The organism is Roseovarius sp. B-10 (genome assembly GCF_056859295.1).
The window spans coordinates 25,530-48,035 of record NZ_JBSXOE010000025.1 but is presented as its reverse complement, the minus strand read 5'-3'; the positions used below and the strand labels follow the sequence as shown (position 1 = coordinate 48,035).

The following is a 22,506-nucleotide window of genomic DNA, read 5'->3' as shown; positions in this document are numbered from 1 at the left end:
GGAAAAACGCCGCTGGGGAAAGGCAAGGCATGGCGCATATCATCGTGGTCGGCAACGAGAAAGGCGGAGCTGGCAAATCCACCGTCTCGATGCACGTGGCAACCGCGCTCGCTCGCATGGGCCACCGCACAAGCGCCCTCGACCTCGACCTGCGGCAGCGCAGCTTCGGGCGCTACGCCGAGAACCGTACCCGGTTCCTTGAAAAGGAGGGACTCGACCTGCCAAGCGCCCGGCTCGTCGAGTTGCCCGAGGTCGCCGAGGCCGATCTCAAGCCCGGCGAGAACCTCTATGACCGCCGCCTCGCCGCGGCAATGGCGGCCGCCGAGCCCGAGAGGGATTTCATCGTGATCGACTGCCCCGGCTCGCATACCCGCCTCAGCCAGGTCGCCCACAGCCTCGCCGATACGCTGATCACGCCGCTCAACGACAGCTTCATAGATTTCGACCTCCTGGCACGGACCGATGCCGACGGGCAGACGATCCTCGGGCCATCGGTCTATTCCGAGATGGTGTGGAACGCGCGGCAATTGCGCGCGCAGGCGGGATTGCGGGCGATCGATTGGGTTGTGCTGCGCAACCGGGTGGGCGCACAGGCGATGGTTAACAAGGAAAAGATGGGCCGCGCGCTCGACGCGCTGGCGCGCCGGATCGGCTTTCGCGTGGCGCCGGGCTTCAACGAGCGGGTGATCTTCCGCGAACTGTTCCCGCGCGGGCTCACGCTGCTTGATTTGCGCGATATCGGGGTAAAGGGGCTCAACATCTCCAACATCGCGGCACGGCAGGAATTGCGCGACCTCGTCAAGGCGCTAAACCTGCCGGGTGTGACGGTCAATTTCTAGCCGACCATCCGCTCCTGTTGGGCGAACGGGCTGAGGCCCAGCCATTCCTGCATTCTGGCGGCGATTTCGCGTGGACCGGTCAAATTCAGCCTGCCATCCTTTACCGCTTTCTGGACGGTATCCAGACCCATCCAGATCGCCGTCATGGTGCGCAGGCTCGATTCGGAAAACAGGTCAACCTCGTAACCCGGATCAGAATAGCAGGCCTCGACGCCGGATTGCGGATCAACCAGCAACCAGTAATTCTGTCGCGTGACGGGCAAATCGCCAAACACGAACTGAAGGCATACCCGGCGCTCCGGCAGCGGATCAATATTCAGGCCGCGATGCATATCCCATATCAGCAATTGGGGATCCAGGTTGTTGAGGGAAATCTCGCTTTCCACCCATCGCTGCCCCCACGCCCCGATCCCCATCACAAGCGGGCGAAGCTCTTCGCCGGCCTGTGTCAGGCGGTACTCCTTGACGCCGTGAGCGCCTTTGACGGAATGGATGACCCCGGCCGTTTCCAGCTCTCCCAAGCGCTTCGACAATAGCGATGGCGACATCCGTGGCAGGCCCCGCCGCAAATCGTTGAACCGCGTGCTTCCGCACAGGAGTTCTCGCAGCAATAGCGGCGTCCAGCGCGCGCACAGGACCTCCGAGGCCATCGAGATCGGACAAAACTGACCGTAGCTGCCACTCATGAGATGTCTCCTTTTCCTGCGAAACCAGGATCGGTCGAGACTAGGGGTTCGGACCGCCCCGATCCAGTACAGTTTCAGGACTATCGCGGAAGGGACATAGCAACGACATTGACAGCGTATCTTGACGCCAATCATCGGCGACAGGCTGATCAATGGGAGAAACCGCCATGAAGATCGCAATCGTTCAACAGCCGCCAGTCTATCTCGACCTCGCTGCCAGCATGGATCGCGCGGTCGAACTGGTTGCGCAAGCCGCCAGCGAGGGGGCGCGGCTGCTGGTCTTTCCCGAAGCCTGGTTTCCAGGGTATCCAACGTTCTGCTGGCGCCTTTCACCGGGCGCCGACATGGGCAAGACGGACGAGCTATTCGCCCTGTTGCAGGCCAATTCGATCGATCTGAGCCGCAACGGCATGGCTCCTTTGCAGGAGGCGGCGGCAGAGCACGAGATGGTCATCGTGGCCGGGTACCAGGAACTCGATGGTGCCGTGTCGGGCTCAACCCTCTATAACTCATGCATCATCATCGACGCCGACGGCACCATAGCCAACAACCACCGCAAGCTGATGCCGACCAACCCGGAACGCATGATCTGGGGCTTCGGCGACGGGGCGGGCCTCAACGTGGTCGATACCGCGGTGGGGCGGATCGGCGCGCTGCTATGCTGGGAAAACTACATGCCAATGGCGCGCGCCGCGCTCTATGCCCAGAACATCGACATCTATGTCGCGCCGACCTGGGATAGTGGCGACACCTGGCTGGCCACGATGCAGCATATCGCCCGCGAAGGCGGCTGTTGGGTGATCGGATGCGCCACCGCATTACAGGCGTCGGACATTCCCACGAACATCCCGCATTACGATACCCTGTTTCCCAACAAGGATGAATGGGTGAACCCCGGCGATGCCGTGGTCTACAAACCCTTCGGCGGGGTCGCCGCCGGGCCGATGCACCGCGAAAAGGGCTTGCTCATGGCCGAGATCAACGTCGCCGATGCCCGCGCCTCACGCCGGAAATTCGACGCCAGCGGCCACTACTCCCGCCCTGACGTGTTTTCGCTAACGGTCGACAGAAGCCCGAAGCGCCCGGTCAATTTCGTCTGAGCGGCACCGCGCCGCCAAGCCCGCTCCTAGATAAAGATCCGCCTGTCTCAGAGCGGCGGCCCGGTGCGCGGCTGCGGTCGAATGCGCATCCGGCGGCTCATCCTGAGCGCCCAGATATTCGACACGGCCAGCACCGAGATCACCACCGCCCCGCCAATGAGCGCCCAACGTCCCGGGTCCTCGCCGATCACCGCCCAGGCGAGCAGCGGTGCCAACACCGATTCCAGCAGGATCAGCAGCGCCACCTCTGCCGCGGTGATATAGCGCGGCCCCAGCGTCATCAGCGAGGTCGCTACGCTGATGAACGCCCCGTGCGCCAGCAGGAGCGGCCAGCTTGCCTGCCACGCCTCCAGCGGTGACGCCAGCGGCCAGACCAGCAGCGAGGCCCCGATCATCGCCACCGGAATGGTCGGCACGAGCGACACCGCCCGCAGCCGCCGCGCCGTGGTCATCGCCGCCGCATATGTCGCCGAGACGCCGAGCGCCACGAGGTCGCCGCTCCAATGCGCTCCCGCCGTCTCGTGCGAGCCGCGCAGGATGAGCGCCAGCCCGGCGAACACCCCGATCATCGTCAGCACCATCCGCAGGCTGATCGTCTCGCCCAGGAAAACGCGGCTGAAGAGCGCAGCAAAGACCGGCATGGAGGCGAGGATGAGCACCACGTTGGCCACGCTCGTCCAGCTCACCGCCAGCACGAAGCCCGACAGGGACATGCCCAGCAGCACCGTATAGAGCGCGCCGCGCCCCCCCGTCGCCGCCACCTCGCGAAAGCCTGTCGGCCCACGGGTGAGCAGCACGCCGATCAGGATCACGCTGCCTGCGGTGATCCCGCGCCAGAAGGTGATCGACGCGGCGTCGCCCTCGATCAGCCGCACGAACAGCGAGTCCGGCACGATGAACAACACGCCGGTCGCGGTGATGAGAAGGCCCTTGAGATGATCGGTCACGGCGCACCATCCGCTTTCTGGTGAACCTCGATCACGTTGCCGTCCGGATCATAGAAGAATATCTGGTGCCACCCCGCCATCGCCCGGTTGCCCCAGTCCGAATAGGGAATGCCGTGCGCCTCGAGATGCGCGCCAAAGGTGGCGAGATTGACGTGGTGCAGCGTGAGTTTCATGGCTCCCTCCCTGACGTGGAGAGACCGAAGCACGCACACAGCGGATTGTCCATGCACCCCCTCGCCAGCCACGGCCACCGCGGTCTATGCTGGCCCCGACCACCTGAGAGGAGAGAACCATGCCCGCCCCCGAAAACCGCCTGAAATCCGCGCTTGCGCGCGGCGAGACACTCTATGGCTGCTGGGCTGGCTTTGCCGCGCCCTACCCGACCGAGGTGCTGGCCGAGGCCGGCTTCGACTGGCTGGTGATCGACGCCGAACACGCGCCCAACGACCTGCGCACGATCTCGGCGCAGCTTGGTGTGCTGCGCGGCGCGGAAACGCAGCCGGTTGTGCGTCTGCCCATGGGCGAGACATGGGCGATCAAGCAGGTGCTGGACGCGGGCGCGCAGACCCTGCTCATCCCGATGGTCGAGAGCGCGGCGCAGGCGGAGGGCCTCGTGCGCGCCATGCGCTACCCGCCCGAGGGCGTGCGCGGATCGGGCGCGGCATTGGCGCGCGCCTCACGGTTCTCCGGCATTCCCGATTACATCCGCACGGCCAACGCGCAGACATGCCTGATGGTGCAGGTCGAGACGCGCGCAGGGCTCGCCGCGCTTGACGAGATCCTCGCCGTCGAGGGGGTGGACGTGGTCTTTATAGGCCCCTCGGACCTTGCCGCCGACATGGGCCATCTCGGCGATGCCTCGGTCCCCGAGGTGCAAGAGGCAATCAAGGACGCGCTGGGGCGGATCGCGGCGGCTGGGCGCGCGCCCGGCATCCTCGCGCTCGACCCGGAAACGGCTGCGCGCTACCGCGACTGGGGCGCGCGCGCCCTTGCCGTGGGGATCGACGTGGTGCTGCTGGCCGAAGCGGCGCGGGCGCTGGCCGCGCGCTGGCGCGATGGCTGAGTGGGTGCTGGCCGATATCGGCGCAAGCCACACCCGGCTGGCACTGGCCACCGGGGACGGGCTGCGCCCGGAAACCGCGCAGCGGCTGGCCAATGCCGATTTCGCCACGCCAGAGGCGCTGGTCGCGGCCTATCTGGGCGGGGCGAAGGTCTCGGCGCTCTGCGCGGGCGTCGCCGGGCCGGTGCGTGCCGGGGCGGCGCAACTGACCAACCTCGACTGGCGCATTGAGGCGGCGGCGCTCGCCGCCCTCACGGGCGCGGCGCCGGTGTACCTGATGAACGATCTTCAGGCGCAGGCGATGGCGCTCGACGATCTCGACCCGGGCTGTTTCACCCCCATCCTGCCCGGCACGCCCGACCCAGACGGCGCGCGCATGGTGCTGGGCCTCGGCACCGGCAGCAACATCGCGGTGGCGTACCGCGTGGGCGACCGCCTCTTCGTGCCGCCCGCCGAGGCGGGGCATTCCGGTCTGCCGCATCTGGATGAGGCCGCGAATGCCGTGATCGCAGCCCTGGGCCGCGAGGTGGCGCACAAGCCCTACGAGGCGCTTCTCTCGGGGCCGGGGCTGGCGCGGCTGCACCGGCTGCGCACCGGCGAGACGCGCGACGCCCCCGCGATCGTCGCGGCGGCGGGCGACGGTGGCCCGGCGCGCGACACGCTGGCGCTCTTCGCGCGGCTTCTGGGCGCGGTAGCGGGCAACCTCGCGCTCACCCACATGGCCACCGGTGGTGTGTACCTCATCGGCGGTACCGCGCGGGCGGTCGCCCCACACCTGACCGGGACGGATTTCGCCTCGACCTTCACCGCGCGCGGCCCCTATGCCGGGATCATGCAGGCAATGCCGGTCACGCTTATCACCGACGACATGGCCGCGCTTCGCGGTTGCTGGCGGGCGCTGCGGCAGCGCACGTAAAAAGGCGGCACCGGATCGTCCCGGCGCCGCCCCTTGTCATTCGCCCAGGCCGCAATCAGCCCAGATCGTAGCGGTCGGCCTCCATCACCTTGGTCCACGCAGAGACAAAGTCGTAGACGAAACGCTCTGCCGCATCGTCCTGTGCGTAGACCTCCGAATAGGCGCGCAGGATCGAGTTCGAGCCGAATACCAGATCAACCCGCGTCGCGGTGTGGCGGGTCTTGCCGGTTTTGCGGTCCACGATATTGTAGAGACCTCCGCCCGCGGGCTCCCACTTCAGGCCCATATCGGTGAGCGTGGTGAAGAAATCGGTCGTCAGCGCGCCCACCCGGTCGGTAAAGACGCCATGCGCGGTGCCGCCGTGATTGGCACCCATGGCCCGCATCCCCCCGATCAGGCAGGTCATCTCGGGCCCGGTGAGGCCCATGAGCTGCGCCCTGTCGAGGAGCATCTCCTCGGAGGTGACGATGTAGTCCTTCTTCATCCAGTTGCGGAAACCGTCGGCGAGCGGCTCCAGCACGGCAAACGAATCCGCGTCGGTCATCTCGTCGGTGGCATCCCCGCGACCGGGCGCGAACGGCACCTCGATGTCGAACCCGGCGGCCCTGGCGGCCTGCTCGACACCCACGTTACCCGCCAGCACGATAATGTCGGCCACACTCGCGCCGACCTCGTCCGCAATCGGCTCCAGCACGCTCAGCACGCGCGCCAGACGGTCGGGCTCGTTGCCCTCCCAGTCCTTCTGCGGGGCGAGGCGGATGCGCGCGCCGTTGGCGCCGCCGCGGAAATCCGACTGCCGGAAGGTGCGCGCCGAATCCCACGCGGTGGCGACCATGTCCGAGACCGACAGCCCGCTCCCGGCAATCAGGCGCTTGGCCTTGCCGATATCGTAATCGACGGTGCCCGCCGGGACCGGATCCTGCCAGACCAGCTCTTCATCGGGCGCATCGGGGCCGATATAGCGCGTCTGAGGCCCGAGATCGCGGTGGGTCAGCTTGAACCATGCCCGCGCGAAGGTATCGGCGAAATACGCCTCGTCCTGCATGAACTTCTCGCAGATGGCGCGATAGCTCGGGTCCATCTTCATCGCCATGTCGGCATCGGTCATGACCGGCATAACGCGCTTCGAGGGATCGGTGGGGTCGACCGGCATGTCCTCTTCACGGATGTCGACCGGCTGCCACTGGTTGGCACCCGCAGGGGATTTGGTCAGCTCCCATTCATAGCCGAAGAGCAGCTTGAAATAGCCCATGTCCCACTGCGTCGGGTTGGTCGTCCATGCGCCCTCGATGCCCGAGGTGATGGCGTTGGTGGCCGCACCCTTCAGGTTGGGGTTGATCCAGCCAAGCCCCTGCGTCTCGACATCCGCGCCCTCGGGTTCGGGCCCAAGCGCCTCGGCGTCGCCGTTGCCGTGGCATTTGCCGACGGTGTGCCCGCCACAGGTCAGCGCCGCAGTCTCCTCGTCGTCCATCGCCATCCGGGCAAAGGTCTCGCGCACCTGGCCGGCGGTCTTGAGCGGATCGGGCTGGCCGTTGACGCCCTCGGGATTGACGTAGATGAGACCCATCTGCACGGCGGCCAGCGGGTTCTCCATCGTGTCGGGCTTGCCCACATCCTCGTAGCGGCTGTCCGACGGTGCGAGCCACTCGCGCTCGGCGCCCCAGTAGGTGTCCTTCTCCGGGTGCCAGATATCCTCGCGTCCAAAGGAAAAGCCGAACGTCTTCAGCCCCATCGATTCATAGGCCATGTTGCCCGCGAGGATGATGAGATCGGCCCAGCTCAGCCTGTTGCCGTATTTCTTCTTGATCGGCCACAGGATGCGGCGTGCCTTGTCGAGGTTACCGTTGTCGGGCCACGAGTTGAGCGGCGCGAAACGAATATTGCCGGTGCCCGCGCCGCCGCGCCCGTCGGCGAGGCGATAGCTGCCCGCCGCGTGCCATGCCAGCCGGATCATCAGACCGCCGTAATGGCCCCAATCGGCCGGCCACCACTCCTGGCTGTCGGTCATCAGCGCCTTGAGGTCATCCTTGACCGCCTCGACATCGAGGCCACGAACCGCGTCACGATAGTCGAACTCCTGGCCCAGCGGATCGGTCTTGGTGTCATGCTGGTGCAGGATGTCGAGGTTGAGCATCTTGGGCCACCAGTCGGTGACGCTCTTGCCGCTCTCGGTCTGTCCGCCATGCATCACGGGGCATTTGCCTATGTCGTTGCCGTCCATCTTTTCCTCCGGTTCGGTTTGCATCTCTCGCACGCCGCACGGATTGCACGGCGCGAATCTGGAATGGTTCTAACAAATCAAAAGAATTAGGTAAAATTCTCTTTTTAGATCATTTCTATAGGTTTTAATTATGCGTCGCACCCTGCCGCAGCAACGCCTCCGCCTCGGCAGTCATGCGCGTGATGATATCGGCCACCGGCGGGCGGTCATGGATGAGGCCCGCGGCCTCGCCCACGAAGGTGTTGGCGCGCGCGGGATCGCCCTCCGCCCAGCCCGCGACCCACTCCGCCTGCGCCGCCCCGTCGGCGCGCAGGCCCTCGGGGTCATCGTGCCACCGCTCGGTCACCGGATTACGCAGCACCCGCGCGGTATAGCGGGCAGGCCAGCGCAGGCCGCGCGCGGCATCCATCACGGTTGAGCGGATGGTCTCGTCGCCGGTGGCGGCGATGGCGGCATCGGTCATCGCGTCGCTGACCTGCGCCTCGCGCGCGGCCCAGAGCCGCGAGCCAATGAGCACGCCATCCGCCCCCAGCATCAGCGCGGCGGCAAGCCCCCGCCCATCGGCGATCCCACCTGCCGCGAGCAGCAGCACGTCGGGCGCATGGCCTGCCAGCCAATCGGCCACTTCGGGCACCAGCGTGATCGTGCCGCGCCGCTCGCCATGCCCCCCGGCCTCGGACCCTTGCGCCACGATCACCCGGGCGCCGCACTCGGCGGCGCGCTGCGCGTCGCGAAGCGTTTGCACCTGACAGATCAACGGCACACCCGCATCATGGATGCGCGGCGCGAACGGGGCCGGATCGCCAAACGACAGGCACAGCGCCGCCGGATCACGCGCCAGCACCTGGTCCAGCACCGCCGGGTTCTCCGCCATCTTCCAGGTGATAAAGCCGCAGCCCACCCGCGCGTTCCCCGCCTCGGCAAAGGCGCCCTCGATCCAGCCCGCATCGCCATAGCCTCCGCCGATCAGGCCCAGCCCCCCGGCATGGCTCACAGCCGCCGCCAGCCTGCCACCAGCGGCCATAGCCATCGGAGCCGACACGATGGGATGCTCAAGGTCAAATGCGTCGGTAAGCCGTGTCCTCATGACAGAATCTCCGCCACGATCCCCGGCAGATCGGCGAAGTCCGCGAATGCGCGGGCATGGGGCAAGTCCGCCACCGCGCCCTTGCGATATCCCTCGGTGTAGAGCGCAAAGGGCAGTCCCGCCCGCGCCGCCGTCTCGGCATCCACCTCGCTGTCGCCGACAAAGATCGCGTCCCGCGCGCCCAGACCGGCCACCGCCGCTTGCAATGGCGCGGGATCGGGCTTGCGCGTGGTCAGGCTGTCGCCGCCGATCACCACCGGGAAATGCGCGTCGAGCCCCAGATGTGCCAGCACCGCGCGGGCAGGTATAACGGGCTTGTTGGTGCACAGCCCGAGCGCATATGGCCCGGAGGAGAGCGCCGTCAGCGTTTCGGCCGCGCCGGGATAGACCCGCGTCAGCGTCACCGCCGTCTCGTAGAGGTCGATGAACTCCGCGATCATCTGAGCGCGCAGCGCCGCGTTGCCGGCCTCTCCCCGCGCGCGCAGGCAGCAGGTTATGAAATGCGGCACACCGCTGCCGATAAAGCTGCGCGTTTCCTCAGGGGGGAAAGGCACCAACCCATGCCGGTCCATCAGGCTATTGGCGGCGGCGTGGATGTCGGGCGCGCTGTCGATGAGCGTCCCGTCGAGATCGAAAATGACCGCCCGGCTCATGCCATGGCGCCGGTCGCGGCCTCTGCCGCCCGGCGGATGGCGCGGATGTTGTCACCATAGGGCGCCGGATTCGCGACGCTGCCGCCCTTGAACACCGCCGACCCGGCGACCAGCACATCGGCCCCCGCGGCGGCCATGAGCGGCGCGGTCTCGGGCGTGATGCCGCCGTCGATCTCGATATGAATGGGCCGGTCACCGATCATGGCGCGCAGGCGCTTCACCTTGTCGATCTGGCTGTGGATGAACTTCTGACCGCCAAATCCGGGATTGACCGTCATCACGCAGACGAGGTCGATCATGTCGAGCAGGTTCTCGACGCCATCGAGCCCGGTGCCGGGGTTGAGCGCCAGCCCCGCCTTGCAGCCGGCGCCGCGAATGGCCTGCAATGTGCGGTGGATATGCGGGCCGGCCTCCATGTGCGCGGTCAGCACGTCGGCCCCGGCCTGCGCGAAGGCGTCGATATAGGGATCGACCGGCGCGATCATCAGGTGCACGTCCATCACCGTCTTGATATGCGGGCGAATGGCGGCACAGAGCGGCGGGCCGAAGGTCAGGTTCGGCACGAAATGCCCATCCATCACATCGACATGCACCCAATCGCAGCCCTGGTCCTCGATGGCCCTGATCTCGGCTCCGAAATTGGCGAAATCGGCCGACAGGATCGACGGGGCGATCTTGATGGAACGGTCGTGGGGCATGGCAGCTCTCCTGCGGCGGGGATGCGATGGAAATGCGCGCTCGGGCGGCGAAGGTCAAGCCCCGCGCACCGCGATTGATCCCCCCGGTCATTCGTGTAACCGTCTGGTCAAAACCGAAGGGAGGAGCGCGATGCAGGGTCTCATGATGCACCGTGACCTGCGGATCATCGACATCCTGCGCCATGCCGCCGAGGCGCATGGGGACGCGGGGATCGTCTCGGCGCGGGTAGAGGGCGACCTGCACCGCCAGAGCTATCCGCAGACGCTTGGCCGCGTGGCGCAGCTTGCCCATGCGCTGACTGGCCTCGGCGTAAAGACCGGCGACCGGGTGGCAACGCTGGCATGGAACGGGCACCGGCATTTCGAGCTTTACTACGCCGTCGCCGGGATCGGGGCGGTGTGCCACACGCTCAATCCGCGCCTCGCGCGCGAGCAACTACTCTACATAATCGCCCACGCGGACGACCGGCTACTGTTCGTCGATGCCGATCTCGTGCCTCTGGTCGTGGACCTGCTGCCCGACCTGCCCGAGGGCCTGCGCATTGTCGTTCTCACCGACCGCGCGCGCATGCCCGAAACCCCGCACGGGGCACTCTGCTACGAGGAACTGATCGCAGGACAGCCCGCCACCTATGACTGGCCCGACCTTCCCGAGGACACGGCATCGGGCCTCTGCTACACCTCTGGCACCACCGGGCACCCCAAGGGCGCCCTCTACTCGCACCGCTCTACCGTGCTGCACGCGATGCAGGTGCCACTGTGCCAGACCAGCAGTTTCCGCGCCGGGCACTGCGTGCTGCCGGTGGTGCCGATGTTCCATGTCAACGCCTGGGGTCTGCCCTACACCGCACCGCTCACGGGCATGACGCTGGTCATGCCGGGGCCAAACCTCGACGGGCCGAGCCTGTTTCGCCTGATGGATGGCGAGGGCGTCTGGTCGGCCTGGGGCGTGCCCACGGTCTGGGCCGGGCTTCTCTCGGAGATCGACGCGCGGGGACGGATCCCGCAGGGCTTCGGCGATTTGGTGGTCGGCGGGTCCGCCGCCCCGCGCGTCATGATCGAGGCCTACGAGGCGCGCGGCGTCAACGTGGCACAGGCCTGGGGCATGACCGAGATGAGCCCCATCGGCAGCCATGGCGTGCTGCCGCCACGCTATGACGGCGCGGACGACGAGGACCGCATCACCGCCAAGTGCTGTGCCGGGCGGCGCATTTTCGGGCTGGATTTCAAGATCGTGGACGATGACGGCTCCCGCCTGCCCCATGACGGCAACGCCACGGGCGAGTTGTATGTGCGCGGCAACACCGTGATCTCGGGCTATTTCGAGAATGCGGACGCGACGCGCGCGGCGATGGATGCCGAGGGATGGTTCGGCACCGGCGATGTCGCCTCGGTGGATGCCGAGGGGCGACTGTTGATCCGTGACCGCGCCAAGGACCTCGTGAAATCGGGGGGCGAATGGATCAGTTCGATTGATCTGGAAAACGCCGCGCTCTCGCATCCCGCCATCGCCGCCTGCGCCGTGGTGGCGATGCCGCACCCGAAATGGGACGAGCGCCCCGTGCTGGTCGCGGTGGCGTCGGGCGCGGAACGGCCTGCCCTCGAGGAGATGCACGCCCACATGGCCGGCCATTTCGCGCACTGGCAACTGCCCGACGATCTGGTCTGGGTGGAGGAATTGCCGTTGACCGCCACCGGCAAGATATCGAAACTCTCCCTACGACAGCGTATGGCCGATTACGTGCTGCCCGAGCTGCGTGGGGGCGCGGCATGAGCGGGCTGGATACTGCCGCGCTGGCGACTTGGTTGGAAGATCACATGCCGGGGATCACGGGGCCGGTGGAGGCCGAGAAATTCAGCGGCGGGCAATCCAACCCAACCTATCGGTTGAGCACGCCAACCGGGAGGTTCGTCCTGCGCCGCAAGCCACCCGGCGTGCTGCTCAAGTCCGCCCACGCCGTCGAGCGCGAGTTCCGCGTGCAGCGCGCGCTGGCCGGAACGGACGTGCCGGTGGCAATGGTCCACGTGCTGTGCGAAGACGAGACCGTGATCGGCACCCCCTTCTACATCATGGAGGAAATCACTGGCCGCATCTTCGACGCGCCCGCGATGCCCGGCCTCGCGCCGCCCGAGCGCGGCGCGATCATCGACGAGATGAACCGGGTGCTGGCCGCGATCCACGATGTCGACCTGGCGGCAGCGGGGCTCGACGATTACGGCCCCGGCGGCAATTACTATGCCCGCCAATGCGATCGCTGGACCACGCAATACCGCGCCACCGCCACCGATGACCTGCCCGAGATGGAGCAACTCACACATTGGCTGACCGACAACCTGCCCGAAGACGACGGGCAACGCTGTCTGGTGCATGGCGACTACCGTCTCGACAACCTGATCTTTGCCCCCGATGCCCCGGAGATCCGCGCGGTGATCGACTGGGAGCTCTCGACAACCGGGCACCCCTATGCCGATCTCGCTGCCGTGCTGATGCAATGGGCCATGCCCGCGACCACCGAGGGGCGCGGGCTGGCGGGCGTGGACCGCGCGGCGCTTGGGCTGTGGTCCGACGAGGCATTCGTCGCACGCTATTGCGAACGGCGGGGGATCGCGCCGATCGCGGATTTCGGCTTTTACCTCGCCTTTGCCCATTTCCGCATGGCGGCAATCCTTCAAGGGGTGAAGAAACGCGCGATGGACGGAAACGCCGCTGACCCTGAGCGCGGGCTGCGGCTGGGTGAATACGTACCCGAGTTTGCACGCGCCGGGCTGGCGGCGGCGCAGGAGGGGCGGGCATGACCGGCTGGCAGGAACCGCCCTCGGGTCTTCAGACGCACCTGGGATATGAACTGACCGCGTGGGAACGCGATTTCGCGCGGGTGGAATTACCCCTCGCACCGCACCTGATGAATCGGCAGGGCCTGCCACATGGCGGCATCCACGCAACGCTGCTGGACACGGCGATGGGGTTCGCCGGGTGCTACACCGGCGATCCTGACCGACGTCAGATGGCACTGACGCTTTCACTCACGGTTAACTTTCTGGGGCAAGCACAGGGCGACCGGCTCATTGTCGAGGCGCACCGGACAGGGGGCGGCAAGAGCACCTATTTCGCCGAAGCCACGGTGCGTGACGAAACCGGCACGGCCGTCGCCACCGGCACCGGGGTGTTCCGCTATCGCCGGAGCGGCTGACGGTGAAGAACCCTGCCCATCGCGCCGCCCCTGTGCTAGCCATCGGGAAACCGGATCAACCGCGCCCGACGCAGGAGCCGCAGCATGGCTGTCAACGCGAACGCAGCCCGGACCGTGACCGACAGGCAGGCGGTGGCGAAGATCGACGCCGTATGAAACCGACACGCGACTCGACATTGCCGTGAAGCGATTTGGGGCGAAAATTGCCGGAGATAAAGACATGAGCATGGATCGGGAGAGCATTGCGAAACCGGAACTGACATTTTCGCCCGAGGTGGCCGACCTTGTCCGCGATACCTATGCCAGGGCGCGCGTCATCCTCGAATATGGCAGCGGCGGCTCGACGGTGCTCGCCTCGGAGATGCCGGGAAAGACGGTGTTCTCTGTGGAGAGCGACAAGTGGTGGACGCGAAACCTGCAAGCATATCTCGATCAGGCGGGGACAGCCTCCGAGGTGCATCTGCACCACAGCGCGATCGGCAAGACCGGGAAATGGGGGCGTCCGGTGGATCATTCGGGCTATCGACGCTATCACCGCTATCCGCTCGAGGTCTGGGACCGGCCCGATTTCATTGCTCCCGATACCGTGCTGATCGACGGTCGCTTTCGCGAGGCGTGTTTTTACGCGGTGATGCTGCGCAGCACCCGCAAGACCGTGGTGCTGTTTGACGACTACGGCGACCGACCGCGTTATCACGCGGTGGAACGTTTTGCAGAGCCGGTCGAGATGCGCGGACGCATGGCGAAATTCGTGCTGAGAAAACGTGCCCTGCCGCGCGAGGCGCTTACGCAGATCGTCGGCGCATTCACCAACGCATTCTGAGCTTCACGCGGCCTCGGGCAGGAGCGCCCGCATCAGGGCATCGAAATCGGGGCGCGCGCGTAGTTCCGCGATCATCTCGCGGTGGCGGGAGCAGCACGCCTCGTGCCGGCGGCGCAGCTCGGGATCGGCGAGCAAATCCTCGAAGATTTTCGCCTTGCGCGGACGGATCGCGTCAATGCTGCGATCTTCGATCCGGTTGTGATTCATCTTTTGCCAGTAGTCGAGGCCAAGCGCCTCGCCACCGTGATGGGCGCGTCCGCGCGCCTTTTTCACGAGATAGGATTCGCAGGATTTTAGAGCATAGTGGTTGAGTTGCACGAGGTCGTAGCCGAGCGAGTCGGGCCCCGAACGCCAACTGCCCTCCATGTAGCGGTCGGGCATCGGCTGGCCCGATCCGTTGTACCAATGCGTTTCAGCAAATGTCTCGACGGTGGGCCGCTTCGGCCGGTGCACACCGATATGCCCCCAGAGTTCGCGGTGGAACATCGTCTTGAGCCCCCAGGCCTGCGGCGGGCGGCGGGTCATGTCGGCCGCAGCCATGCGGAACTGGTCGGTGAGGAACCCCTCGTCATAAGCGGTGACCCCGGCATTGCCGAAGAGACGCCAGGTCATCGAGAGGGTGCGTGCCTCCGGCACGGCATCGGTGAGCGCGCGCAGGGTGTGATCACCGGTCTTGACGTTGATGAACTCGTCGGCATCGATGGGAATGACCCAGTCTGCCGGCCCAGCGAGATCCATCTTGAGAAACCGGCGATAGGCGCGGCGCTGCGGGGCGGGCTTTTTCGAGCTGTTATCGAAATGGCGCAGCTTGCCCATCTCGTCCAGGCGATCAAGCAGCGCATCGGAACCATCCGTACAGTCATTCGAGAAGATCGCGATCACATCCGCGCCAATGGCGAGATTGTGCGCCACCCATTCAAGGATGAACGGCCCCTCGTTCTTCATCGGTGTGACGATGACAAATCGGTTCATGCAGCGCTCCTCTCGTCGGCTTCAGGCGGTCACGCCGTGGCGTTCGGCCAGTTCCGCAAGAATCGACCCCGGCGGCGGCACCCCGTCATGGCGCAATTCCAGCCGCCGTCGGCAACGCCGCCCGTAGAAATGGATCGACACCGTATCCTCGCGCACGCGGCCCCACGTCATCGCCGCCTTGCGAAAATAGAGCTGCCGATCGCCGAACGACACCGGGTAGAGCACATGCGGTGGCAGGGCGTGGCGAAACTCGTCATGCTCCTTGAGAAAATGCGACAGCGCACGCGGCCCCCACACACCCCACGGCATTTCCGAGACATGCATCGGATCAGATTCTGCTGCGCGGCGCTCGATCTCGGCAAGATGCCTGTGTCCCATCCAAACGGGAATAGCGTATTCGTCATCGCAAAACGCGATGAGAGATTTCAGCGTGGGCGAGGCGGCGGGCAGTGCCAGCACGCCATTGGCGACCACCGCGTCGTTCTCGCGACCGAAGAAATAGCCTGCGTGCGGCTCGAACGGGCGCAAACAGTACGCATCCGTATCTGACCAGATGATGCCGTCATGCCGCGACAGAAGGTGATAGCGAAACTTGTCGCTATAGGGTGCGGGACTGCCGGTGCGCGCGTGACGGATCATGGTTTTCGGGTTGGGCAGGATATCGGTGGCCGGTGCCGCCTCGACCCCGGCGGGCAGACCTTCAACCGGGCCGTATGAGAACATCACGACCGGGTGACCCGCATCCACGAAGGATTGCACGCAGAGCCGCTCGATGAAGCCGAGCGGCGGACCGTCCCAGAACATGGCGATGGTGGCAAGTGTCATGTTTACGCCCCTTCAACTATTGCCAGACCAGGCCCGATCTGTCGAAACCTAGGTCAGACGGCGCACGGTGTGCCAGCGGTTTTCGACAAGCCCCAATTCGTCGAAATCGATCTCCTGCGTGATCTTGATGCGGCGAAGCTGACGGTCTGACAGTCTGACGGGCCGCGCGTTGAAATCGTCGTGGACGACATAAGCACCACTCTTCATCACGTCCCGCAGGCCAAGAACTTCGCGCAAATGCGTGTTTTTCGCGCCGTCAAGATGAAGAAAATCAATCCCGGCATCAGGATGGTCGAGAGCATACTGAGGAGCGACAACAAGCGAGTTTCCGACTATTGTCTCGACTCTTCCGGGAAAGTTGTTTTCGAGCCACCGAAAAGCAGCGGGCACATAAATATCAACGCGGGCCCAGCTTGGCTCAAGCTGCGCGCACACATCAACACCGACGCATTGCAAATCGGGATTAGCCATCAGCGCCAGGAGCATGCTGTGCCCCCCGTTCACGCCGATTTCGAACAGTTTCGTCGAACGTTGCGCGAGGGTAAAAAAGTTTCTGCGCTTGGGATCGAAGTCCGGCACAAAAGGTTGGTTGTAGAAGTCGATTTGCTTGTGACGGTAGAACAGGTTCCCGTTCATCCTGACAGGTTCGTCGATTTTCCGAAGGCAGTCGGCAATTGTTTCGTTCAAATCCGCAAGCTTGTCATGCCAGTCTTGCGCGTTCATCAAATCATCGTAGCTCTCGTAAGCCAGTTTCAGCTCCATATCTCAGTCTCTTGAAATTGCCTCCTATTGGTTGAACAGGAGTTGCGGGCGGTCAAGTTCTTAAGCTAGGCGGCGTTCCTGCTGGCCCGATTGCATGTTGTCGTTTCCCTGACAATAGACCACGGTCGGCGGCTTGCCGCCAAGGCCGGAATGCTGGCGTTTGCGAATAAGGACGGCGTGTTGCCGGGCAGAGAGCGGGGACATGGCGAGCGGGCGGATATATCCACCCCGATCACCTAGCCGCGTGCCCCCTCGAACCGGGCAACCCGCACCCCCGCAGCTTCGAGCCCGGCGCGCAAGGACTTGGCGATGCCCACGGCCTCGGGCGTGTCGCCATGCAGGCAGATGGTGTCGATGCGCGTGGGGATATGCGTGCCGTCCTCGGCAATGATCGCGCCTGCGCGCAGCATCTCCAGGATGCGGGCGGCGGCGCGGTCGGCGTCGTGGATCACCGCACCGGGCTGTCGCCGGTCCACGAGCGTGCAATCGGCATTGTAGGCGCGGTCGGCGAATATCTCGCAGGCCATGCGCGCGCCGAGGGAGCGCGCCGCCGCCTCCTGCGCGGTGCCCGCGAGCACCATGATGATGATGTCGGGATCGACCGACAGCGCTGCCTCGTAACACGCGCGGGCGAGGTTTTCGTTCTCGGACGCCATGTTGGCCAATGCCCCGTGGAGTTTCAGATGCCGAACAGCGCCGCCCGCCGCGCGGGCTATGCCTTGCGCCGCGCCCACCTGGTAACGGACCTGGTTGGCCAGCGTGGCATGGGGCACGTCCATGCGGTGGCGGCCAAAGCCCTGAAGGTCGCGAAAGCCTGGATGCGCGCCGATGCCGACATCATTGGCCACCGCGCGCGCCATCGTCGCGGCCATCACGTCGGCGTCGCCCGCGTGAAAGCCGCAGGCAATATTGGCGGAGCTGACCACGTCCAGAAGCGCGGCATCGTCGCCCATCTTCCACGGCCCGAAGCTTTCGCCCATGTCGGCATTGAGGTCGATACTTTCCTGCATGGCTCATTCCTCCTCGTTCCCGGCGATGGCGCCGCTGATGAGTTGATAGGACAAAAGATCGCGGATGTCGTGGGGGTCGCGCGTGAGGTGCGTGAGGCGGCGGCGCAGCCCGTCGCGCGCCTCTGCCGCGCGGCGCTCGGCGGCCAATGCCTCTTTCGAGGGGACGAAGCGCAGGCGCAGCGCCGTGCCGGGGGCTGCCTGCGCCACGCGCGGCAGGTCGCAGGGCAGCACCGCGCCGATGCGCGGATAGCCACCCGTCGTCTGGCACTCGGACATCAGCACGAAGGGCGCGCCGTCGCCGGTGACCTGGATATCGCCCGGAACGATCGCCTCTGAAAGCACCGTGAGGCCCGCGCGGCTGGCGAACCCGTCGCCATCGGGGGCGAGGCGCACGCCCATCCGGTTGCCGCGCGCGTCGCGGGTGAAGCGCGTCTCCTCGAACCGCGCCACCTCCTCGTCGGGAAACATCCCGGTCTGATAGCCCGCCACCACGCGGACCTCGCCGCCCGAAAACCGGTCGTCTGCGTCGAGGACAAGGCCGGTCTCTCCGCCCCGGTCCGGCCCCACGGGCAGGGTATCGCCTGCTGCAAGCGGCGCGCCGATCCCGGCGGCGAGATGGGCGGAGCGTGCGCCGAGAATTTCCGGCGTGGCGATACCGCCGCCCACATGCAGATAGCCATAGACCCCGGCGGTGGCCGGGCCAATGGTGAGCCGGGCACCGGCGTGCAGCGGATGAGAGGCGTTCCACGCCAAAGCCGCGCCGTCGATGCTCGCGCGCATGGGCGCGCCGGTGAGGGCGATGCGCATGTCCTCGGTCGCCTCGAACGTGCCGCCCATCCCCGCCATTTCCAGCGCGGCGCTGTCAACCGCCTGCCCCAGAAGCGCCGCGCCCTCGTAAAGCGCCAACCGGTCCGCCGCGCCGCCGCGCGAGAGGCCATAGGCCAGGTATCCCGGTCGCCCGAGATCCTGCACGGTGACGCCTGGCCCGGCCTGATGCACGATCAGCGCGCGGCTCATCGGATCGGCTCGCAAGTGGCGCCGCCATCGGGGCCCGCGTCGCACAGGCGATCATAGGCCTCGCGCTCCACCGAATCAAAAATCACTTCGTCGCCGGGGCGCAGCACGAAAGGCTCCTCTGTCTCGGGGCGAAAGAGGCGAAAACCCGTCTGCCCGATGTGCCGCCAGCCGGTCGGCGTCGAGACCGAAAACAGCACAAGCTGCCGGATCGCCAGCACCAGTGCGCCCACCGGAACCCGCTCTGTCAGCGCCTGCTGGCGCGGGATGTTCCAATGTTCCGGTAGCTCGCCCAGATAGGGCTGTCCGGGGGCGAAGCCGATGGTCTGCACTCGCACGCGCGTGCCCGCGATCTCGCGCGCGGCGGTCTCGGGCGAGAGGCCCGCCTCCTCCGCCGCCTCCTCCAGTTGTGGCGCGAGATCGGTGCCGTAGATCGTGGGGATGCGCCAGAGGCGGCGACCCTGCGGCAGATCGGCACTGTACCAATCTCGGCTGTCGAGAAGCACCTGCATCTCGCGCGCCACAGCGTCCGGATCGGCGTGCAGCGCATCGAGGCGCAGGAAGGTGGAGACGAGGGATGTAGAGGTCTCCGCCACGCCCTCGGGGCTTTCCCGCTCCACCGCCGCGCGAAAGGCGAGCGCCGCGCGGTTGCCCGCCTCGCTCAGCCGGTCACCAAAGGAGACGAGCAGCCCGTCCAGCCCCACGCGCCCGATGCGGGGGAAGGCGGTCTTGCCGTTGGAGCGCTCCGTATCGGTCACGTCAGTCCTGTCCTTGCCTTGTCGCGCCTTGGTCTACTGCACCGCGTTCGGCAAAAACAGGGCGATCTGCGGAAAGGCGATCAGCAGCCCCGCCATCACCAGCATGGTCAGTGCGTAGGGTGCCGCGCCCACCATCACCTCTGACATGCGCCCGCCCTGCCGCGCGCCCTGCACCACGTAGAGGTTTAGCCCCACGGGCGGCGTGATGAGCGCCATCTCTATCAGCACGATCATCAGGATGCCGAACCAGATCGGGTCGAACCCCTGCGCGACGACGAGCGGCACGACGATGGGGATGGTCACGACCATGAGCGACAGCGTCTCGATGAAGAAGCCGAGCACGATGTAGATGCCGACGATGACGAGGATCGTGCCCAGGGGCGAGAGGCCGAGATTGCCCAGCATCGTCTGCAATTCATTGCCCAGCCCGGCGGCGGCGAGGGTGAAGTTCAGGAACGACGCGCCGATGACCACGAGCATGATCATCGCGGTGATCTTGACGGTGCCCAAGAGGCTCTGGCCCAGCACGTCGCGGTTGAGGGTGCCGAAGAGCGCGGCAATGAGCAGCGCGCCGGCGACGCCCACCGAGGCCGCCTCGGTCGGCGTCGCCCAGCCCTTGTAGATCGAGCCGATGATCGCGGCGAAGAGCAGGATGATCGGGATCAGTTGGACGAGCGCGCGCAGCATCTCGGCCAGCGGAAAGATGCGCCGCGTGCCGCCAAGGGAGGGGCGCACGATGCAGATGAGCACGGTGACCACCATGAAGGCGAGCGCGAGGGCCACGCCAGGGACGAGCCCCGCGAGAAACAGCTTGGGGATCGAGCTTTGGGTGAGGAAGCCGTAGACGATGAGGTTGATCGAGGGTGGGATCATGATGCCGAGCGTGCCGCCCGCCGCGATCGCGCCGGAGAACAGCCGCGGGTCGTAGCCCAGCTTTTCCGCCTGCGGCATGGCGACGGTGGCGACGGTAGCGGCGGTGGCAACCGAACTGCCGGAGGTGGCCGAGAACATGGTCGCCGTGGCGACGTTGGCGTGGACGAGGCCGCCGGGCAGCCAGCTCACCCAGCGGTCGAGCGCGGCGTAGGTGCGCGTAGCGATGCCGGAGCGCACGAGGATTTCGCCCAGCAGGACGAAGAAGGGGATAGCGATGAGCGTGGGGTTGTTGGAGGTGGACCAGACGAGATTGCCGAGGCCCCGGATCAGCGGGAAGGGCGTGAAGAAGATGTCGAGGCCAAAGCCCAGCAGGAAGAGCACGATGCCCACCGGGATCGAAAGGCTGAGCAGGCCAAGAAGGCCGAACGTGGCATAGGCGATCATTGCGGGGCCTCCCCCTCACCCACCACGCCGATGGCGCGGTCGGCGGCATCGAAGCGGCCTTGCAGCACCAGAACGAGCGCCGCCGCAAAGGTGAGCCACGCCATCAGAGCGAACCAGATCCAGCCCGCGAACCACGGCAGTTGCACCAGTGCGAGCGGCGTCTCCAGAGGGGTGTTGGCGCGCGAGGAATTGGCGAGCGAGCGAGCGACCACCGGCCACGCCTTGATCGCCACGAGGCTCACCGTGCCCGCCAGCACCAGCGCCGCAAAGAGGTCGAACATCGCCCGCACGCCCGCGCCGCCGCGCGTGCGCAGGATGTCGATGCGCACATGGCCCAGCTCCGTCAGCGCATAGCCCATGCCCCAGGCGGTGGCGATTGCCATGACATAGCCGCTGATCTCGTCGGTGCCGCCAAAGGATGCGTGAACCCGGCGCAGCGCGATGTCCGACAGCACCAGCGCGGCGCAGGCCATCAGGCCCGCACCCACCAGCACCGCGACCGCGCGGTTGATCCGGCGCAGCGCGCCGAGGAGGGCCTCTGCCCGGTCCGCTGCGCCGGTCATGCTTAATTCACCCCGGGGATGGTGACGCCGACGGTTTCGCCCACGCTGGCATTCCAGCGCTGCGCCCATTCGTCACCGGCGCGCTCGGCCCAGTCGGGCAACACGGTATTCACCAGCACCTCGCGGGCGCGCTCGAAATCGGCGTCGGAGACCTCGACAAGTGTCATGTCGCGGGCCTCGCCCGAGGGGCACTCGCCGTTGCCAGTGAGGCAGGCGATGTCGTTGACCAGCGCATCTTGCGCCGTGGCCCAGGCGGGATCCTCGAACTCGGTCTCGATCTGCGATTCGATCAGCGATTGCGTCTCGGAATCGAGGCTGTTCCAGCGGTCAAGATTCATCGCCGTTACCACGCTGTCCCAGCCGCCAAGGGGGATGGGCAGCAGGTGGGTGGAGACCTCCCACCAACCGGCGCTGTAGCCCGAGCCGGCGCCGGTGACGGCGCAATCCACCACGCCATTTTGCAGCGCGCCGGGCACCTCGCCGAAGCTGACGTTGATGCCCTCGGCGCCCAGCGCCTCGAGAAATTGCGCGGTCATCCGGCCCGAGGCGCGGACCTTGAGCCCTTCAAGATCAGACAGTTGCGTCACAGGCGCGTTGCAGAACACCACCTGCGGCGGGTAGGGCGCGATGGCGAGAACGTGGGAGTTGAACCGGTCGTTGAAGATATCCTCGACCATCGGGCGCGCGGCATCGACCATCGCGCGCGCCTCGTCCGCCGTCAGAGCCAGCAGCGGCACATCGAGCCCTTCAAGCTCGGGCGCGTCGGCGACGGCGTAATCGGCCACGGTCATGCCCACGTCATAGACACCCTGGCCCAGCAGGCGGAACACGTCGCCCACGCCGAGATTCATCTGGTTATGCGTGGTGAGCGAGACGCTGATCTCGCCGTTCGAGGCTTCGGGCAGCGTCTCGGTCCAGAACGGCGCCTCGTATTGCTTGTGGAGCGGCAGGCTCGACCAGCTTCCGACGACGGACAGCTCCTGCGCCGCGAGCGGCGTGGCGAGGATGGTGGTGGCAGTGAGGATTGCGGTGAATTTCATGGTCTCTCTCCTTGTCGGTTTATT

General features: G+C 66.2%; 24 protein-coding genes. 8 read left to right on the top strand and 16 right to left on the bottom strand.

Going from position 1 to position 22,506, the window contains the following annotated elements:
- Positions 1–29: 29 nt before the first annotated feature.
- A complete protein-coding gene (locus AC13D8_RS06035; RefSeq protein ID WP_482968090.1) occupies positions 30–839 on the top strand; it encodes a division plane positioning ATPase MipZ in 810 nt (269 codons plus the stop codon).
- On the opposite strand, the gene AC13D8_RS06030 is transcribed toward AC13D8_RS06035, so the two are convergent.
- Entirely contained in the window at positions 836–1,525 is a 690-nt protein-coding gene (locus AC13D8_RS06030) for a winged helix-turn-helix transcriptional regulator (RefSeq protein ID WP_482968089.1), read from the bottom strand. The genes AC13D8_RS06035 and AC13D8_RS06030 overlap by 4 nt on opposite strands.
- Positions 1,526–1,692: 167 nt before the next feature.
- On the opposite strand from AC13D8_RS06030, the gene AC13D8_RS06025 reads away from it, so the two are divergent.
- Complete coding sequence (locus tag AC13D8_RS06025) at positions 1,693–2,625, top strand: carbon-nitrogen hydrolase family protein (protein WP_482968088.1); 933 nt, start codon at positions 1,693–1,695, stop codon at positions 2,623–2,625.
- 47 nt (positions 2,626–2,672) lie between these two features.
- Here the strand turns inward: AC13D8_RS06025 and AC13D8_RS06020 are convergent, their stop codons facing one another.
- Together AC13D8_RS06020 and AC13D8_RS06015 are read right to left on the bottom strand one after the other, a co-directional pair.
- Positions 2,673–3,572 (bottom strand): DMT family transporter, encoded by a 900-nt coding sequence (locus tag AC13D8_RS06020; RefSeq protein ID WP_482968087.1) that lies wholly within the window; start codon positions 3,570–3,572, stop codon positions 2,673–2,675.
- On the bottom strand, positions 3,569–3,745 hold the full coding sequence (locus tag AC13D8_RS06015; protein WP_482968086.1) for a VOC family protein: 177 nt from the start codon (positions 3,743–3,745) through the stop codon (positions 3,569–3,571). Before AC13D8_RS06015 ends, AC13D8_RS06020 begins: the two co-directional genes overlap by 4 nt.
- A 119-nt stretch (positions 3,746–3,864) precedes the next feature.
- On the opposite strand from AC13D8_RS06015, the gene AC13D8_RS06010 reads away from it, so the two are divergent.
- Both AC13D8_RS06010 and AC13D8_RS06005 read left to right on the top strand, forming a co-directional pair.
- Positions 3,865–4,635 (top strand): HpcH/HpaI aldolase family protein, encoded by a 771-nt coding sequence (locus AC13D8_RS06010; protein ID WP_482968085.1) that lies wholly within the window; start codon positions 3,865–3,867, stop codon positions 4,633–4,635.
- Positions 4,628–5,548 carry a glucokinase gene (locus tag AC13D8_RS06005; protein WP_482968084.1) on the top strand — a complete coding sequence of 307 codons (921 nt, stop codon included), beginning with the start codon at positions 4,628–4,630 and terminating at the stop codon, positions 5,546–5,548. Before AC13D8_RS06010 ends, AC13D8_RS06005 begins: the two co-directional genes overlap by 8 nt.
- 55 nt (positions 5,549–5,603) lie before the next feature.
- Here the strand turns inward: AC13D8_RS06005 and katG are convergent, their stop codons facing one another.
- The 4 genes from katG to rpe all read right to left on the bottom strand — a co-directional run bounded on the left by katG (position 5,604) and on the right by rpe (position 10,207).
- Positions 5,604–7,769, bottom strand: coding sequence for a catalase/peroxidase HPI (gene katG, locus AC13D8_RS06000; protein WP_482968156.1), 2,166 nt, complete (start codon positions 7,767–7,769; stop codon positions 5,604–5,606).
- A 124-nt stretch (positions 7,770–7,893) separates the two neighbouring features.
- Positions 7,894–8,856 (bottom strand): NAD(P)H-dependent flavin oxidoreductase, encoded by a 963-nt coding sequence (locus AC13D8_RS05995; RefSeq protein ID WP_482968083.1) that lies wholly within the window; start codon positions 8,854–8,856, stop codon positions 7,894–7,896.
- Positions 8,853–9,509 carry a phosphoglycolate phosphatase gene (gene gph, locus AC13D8_RS05990; RefSeq protein WP_482968082.1) on the bottom strand — a complete coding sequence of 219 codons (657 nt, stop codon included), beginning with the start codon at positions 9,507–9,509 and terminating at the stop codon, positions 8,853–8,855. The genes AC13D8_RS05995 and gph overlap by 4 nt, the downstream gene beginning before the upstream one ends.
- Entirely contained in the window at positions 9,506–10,207 is a 702-nt protein-coding gene (gene rpe / locus AC13D8_RS05985; protein WP_104017892.1) for a ribulose-phosphate 3-epimerase, read from the bottom strand. The genes gph and rpe overlap by 4 nt, the downstream gene beginning before the upstream one ends.
- 130 nt (positions 10,208–10,337) lie before the next feature.
- On the opposite strand from rpe, the gene AC13D8_RS05980 reads away from it, so the two are divergent.
- From AC13D8_RS05980 to AC13D8_RS05965, 4 genes are all read left to right on the top strand, one after another.
- Positions 10,338–11,981 carry a long-chain fatty acid--CoA ligase gene (locus AC13D8_RS05980; protein ID WP_482968081.1) on the top strand — a complete coding sequence of 548 codons (1,644 nt, stop codon included), beginning with the start codon at positions 10,338–10,340 and terminating at the stop codon, positions 11,979–11,981.
- On the top strand, positions 11,978–13,003 hold the full coding sequence (locus AC13D8_RS05975) for a phosphotransferase family protein (protein WP_482968080.1): 1,026 nt from the start codon (positions 11,978–11,980) through the stop codon (positions 13,001–13,003). The genes AC13D8_RS05980 and AC13D8_RS05975 overlap by 4 nt, the downstream gene beginning before the upstream one ends.
- Positions 13,000–13,398, top strand: coding sequence for a PaaI family thioesterase (locus tag AC13D8_RS05970; RefSeq protein ID WP_482968079.1), 399 nt, complete (start codon positions 13,000–13,002; stop codon positions 13,396–13,398). Before AC13D8_RS05975 ends, AC13D8_RS05970 begins: the two co-directional genes overlap by 4 nt.
- A gap of 220 nt (positions 13,399–13,618) precedes the next feature.
- Positions 13,619–14,221, top strand: coding sequence for a hypothetical protein (locus AC13D8_RS05965; RefSeq protein ID WP_482968078.1), 603 nt, complete (start codon positions 13,619–13,621; stop codon positions 14,219–14,221).
- 3 nt (positions 14,222–14,224) lie between these two features.
- Here the strand turns inward: AC13D8_RS05965 and AC13D8_RS05960 are convergent, their stop codons facing one another.
- The 9 genes from AC13D8_RS05960 to AC13D8_RS05920 all read right to left on the bottom strand — a co-directional run bounded on the left by AC13D8_RS05960 (position 14,225) and on the right by AC13D8_RS05920 (position 22,482).
- Positions 14,225–15,193: a glycosyltransferase family 2 protein gene (locus tag AC13D8_RS05960; RefSeq protein ID WP_482968077.1), complete on the bottom strand. Its 969-nt coding sequence runs from the start codon at positions 15,191–15,193 to the stop codon at positions 14,225–14,227.
- Positions 15,194–15,214: 21 nt separating this feature from the next.
- Positions 15,215–16,018, bottom strand: coding sequence for a hypothetical protein (locus tag AC13D8_RS05955; protein ID WP_482968076.1), 804 nt, complete (start codon positions 16,016–16,018; stop codon positions 15,215–15,217).
- Between the two features lie 48 nt (positions 16,019–16,066).
- Positions 16,067–16,780 carry a class I SAM-dependent methyltransferase gene (locus tag AC13D8_RS05950; RefSeq protein WP_482968075.1) on the bottom strand — a complete coding sequence of 238 codons (714 nt, stop codon included), beginning with the start codon at positions 16,778–16,780 and terminating at the stop codon, positions 16,067–16,069.
- Positions 16,781–17,016: 236 nt separating this feature from the next.
- Positions 17,017–17,790, bottom strand: coding sequence for a LamB/YcsF family protein (locus tag AC13D8_RS05945; protein WP_482968074.1), 774 nt, complete (start codon positions 17,788–17,790; stop codon positions 17,017–17,019).
- 3 nt (positions 17,791–17,793) lie between these two features.
- Positions 17,794–18,807: a 5-oxoprolinase subunit C family protein gene (locus AC13D8_RS05940; protein WP_482968073.1), complete on the bottom strand. Its 1,014-nt coding sequence runs from the start codon at positions 18,805–18,807 to the stop codon at positions 17,794–17,796.
- The gene (locus AC13D8_RS05935) at positions 18,804–19,562 is read right to left on the bottom strand and encodes a 5-oxoprolinase subunit B family protein (protein ID WP_482968072.1); all 759 of its coding nucleotides are present in this window, start codon (positions 19,560–19,562) and stop codon (positions 18,804–18,806) included. Before AC13D8_RS05935 ends, AC13D8_RS05940 begins: the two co-directional genes overlap by 4 nt.
- Before the next feature lie 33 nt (positions 19,563–19,595).
- Positions 19,596–20,879 (bottom strand): TRAP transporter large permease, encoded by a 1,284-nt coding sequence (locus tag AC13D8_RS05930; protein WP_482968071.1) that lies wholly within the window; start codon positions 20,877–20,879, stop codon positions 19,596–19,598.
- Positions 20,876–21,442 carry a TRAP transporter small permease subunit gene (locus AC13D8_RS05925; protein ID WP_482968070.1) on the bottom strand — a complete coding sequence of 189 codons (567 nt, stop codon included), beginning with the start codon at positions 21,440–21,442 and terminating at the stop codon, positions 20,876–20,878. Before AC13D8_RS05925 ends, AC13D8_RS05930 begins: the two co-directional genes overlap by 4 nt.
- Before the next feature lie 2 nt (positions 21,443–21,444).
- Entirely contained in the window at positions 21,445–22,482 is a 1,038-nt protein-coding gene (locus AC13D8_RS05920; RefSeq protein ID WP_482968069.1) for a TRAP transporter substrate-binding protein, read from the bottom strand.
- Positions 22,483–22,506 lie beyond the last annotated feature (24 nt).

Coding starts and splice junctions, on each gene's coding strand:
- AC13D8_RS06035 (WP_482968090.1), top strand. CDS start 30: ATGGCGCATATCATCGTGGTCGGCAACGAGAAAGGCGGAGCTGGCAAA.
- AC13D8_RS06030 (WP_482968089.1), bottom strand. CDS start 1,525: ATGAGTGGCAGCTACGGTCAGTTTTGTCCGATCTCGATGGCCTCGGAG.
- AC13D8_RS06025 (WP_482968088.1), top strand. CDS start 1,693: ATGAAGATCGCAATCGTTCAACAGCCGCCAGTCTATCTCGACCTCGCT.
- AC13D8_RS06015 (WP_482968086.1), bottom strand. CDS start 3,745: ATGAAACTCACGCTGCACCACGTCAATCTCGCCACCTTTGGCGCGCAT.
- AC13D8_RS06010 (WP_482968085.1), top strand. CDS start 3,865: ATGCCCGCCCCCGAAAACCGCCTGAAATCCGCGCTTGCGCGCGGCGAG.
- AC13D8_RS06005 (WP_482968084.1), top strand. CDS start 4,628: ATGGCTGAGTGGGTGCTGGCCGATATCGGCGCAAGCCACACCCGGCTG.
- katG (WP_482968156.1), bottom strand. CDS start 7,769: ATGGACGGCAACGACATAGGCAAATGCCCCGTGATGCATGGCGGACAG.
- AC13D8_RS05995 (WP_482968083.1), bottom strand. CDS start 8,856: ATGAGGACACGGCTTACCGACGCATTTGACCTTGAGCATCCCATCGTG.
- gph (WP_482968082.1), bottom strand. CDS start 9,509: ATGAGCCGGGCGGTCATTTTCGATCTCGACGGGACGCTCATCGACAGC.
- rpe (WP_104017892.1), bottom strand. CDS start 10,207: ATGCCCCACGACCGTTCCATCAAGATCGCCCCGTCGATCCTGTCGGCC.
- AC13D8_RS05980 (WP_482968081.1), top strand. CDS start 10,338: ATGCAGGGTCTCATGATGCACCGTGACCTGCGGATCATCGACATCCTG.
- AC13D8_RS05975 (WP_482968080.1), top strand. CDS start 11,978: ATGAGCGGGCTGGATACTGCCGCGCTGGCGACTTGGTTGGAAGATCAC.
- AC13D8_RS05970 (WP_482968079.1), top strand. CDS start 13,000: ATGACCGGCTGGCAGGAACCGCCCTCGGGTCTTCAGACGCACCTGGGA.
- AC13D8_RS05965 (WP_482968078.1), top strand. CDS start 13,619: ATGAGCATGGATCGGGAGAGCATTGCGAAACCGGAACTGACATTTTCG.
- AC13D8_RS05960 (WP_482968077.1), bottom strand. CDS start 15,193: ATGAACCGATTTGTCATCGTCACACCGATGAAGAACGAGGGGCCGTTC.
- AC13D8_RS05955 (WP_482968076.1), bottom strand. CDS start 16,018: ATGACACTTGCCACCATCGCCATGTTCTGGGACGGTCCGCCGCTCGGC.
- AC13D8_RS05950 (WP_482968075.1), bottom strand. CDS start 16,780: ATGGAGCTGAAACTGGCTTACGAGAGCTACGATGATTTGATGAACGCG.
- AC13D8_RS05945 (WP_482968074.1), bottom strand. CDS start 17,790: ATGCAGGAAAGTATCGACCTCAATGCCGACATGGGCGAAAGCTTCGGG.
- AC13D8_RS05940 (WP_482968073.1), bottom strand. CDS start 18,807: ATGAGCCGCGCGCTGATCGTGCATCAGGCCGGGCCAGGCGTCACCGTG.
- AC13D8_RS05930 (WP_482968071.1), bottom strand. CDS start 20,879: ATGATCGCCTATGCCACGTTCGGCCTTCTTGGCCTGCTCAGCCTTTCG.
- AC13D8_RS05925 (WP_482968070.1), bottom strand. CDS start 21,442: ATGACCGGCGCAGCGGACCGGGCAGAGGCCCTCCTCGGCGCGCTGCGC.
- AC13D8_RS05920 (WP_482968069.1), bottom strand. CDS start 22,482: ATGAAATTCACCGCAATCCTCACTGCCACCACCATCCTCGCCACGCCG.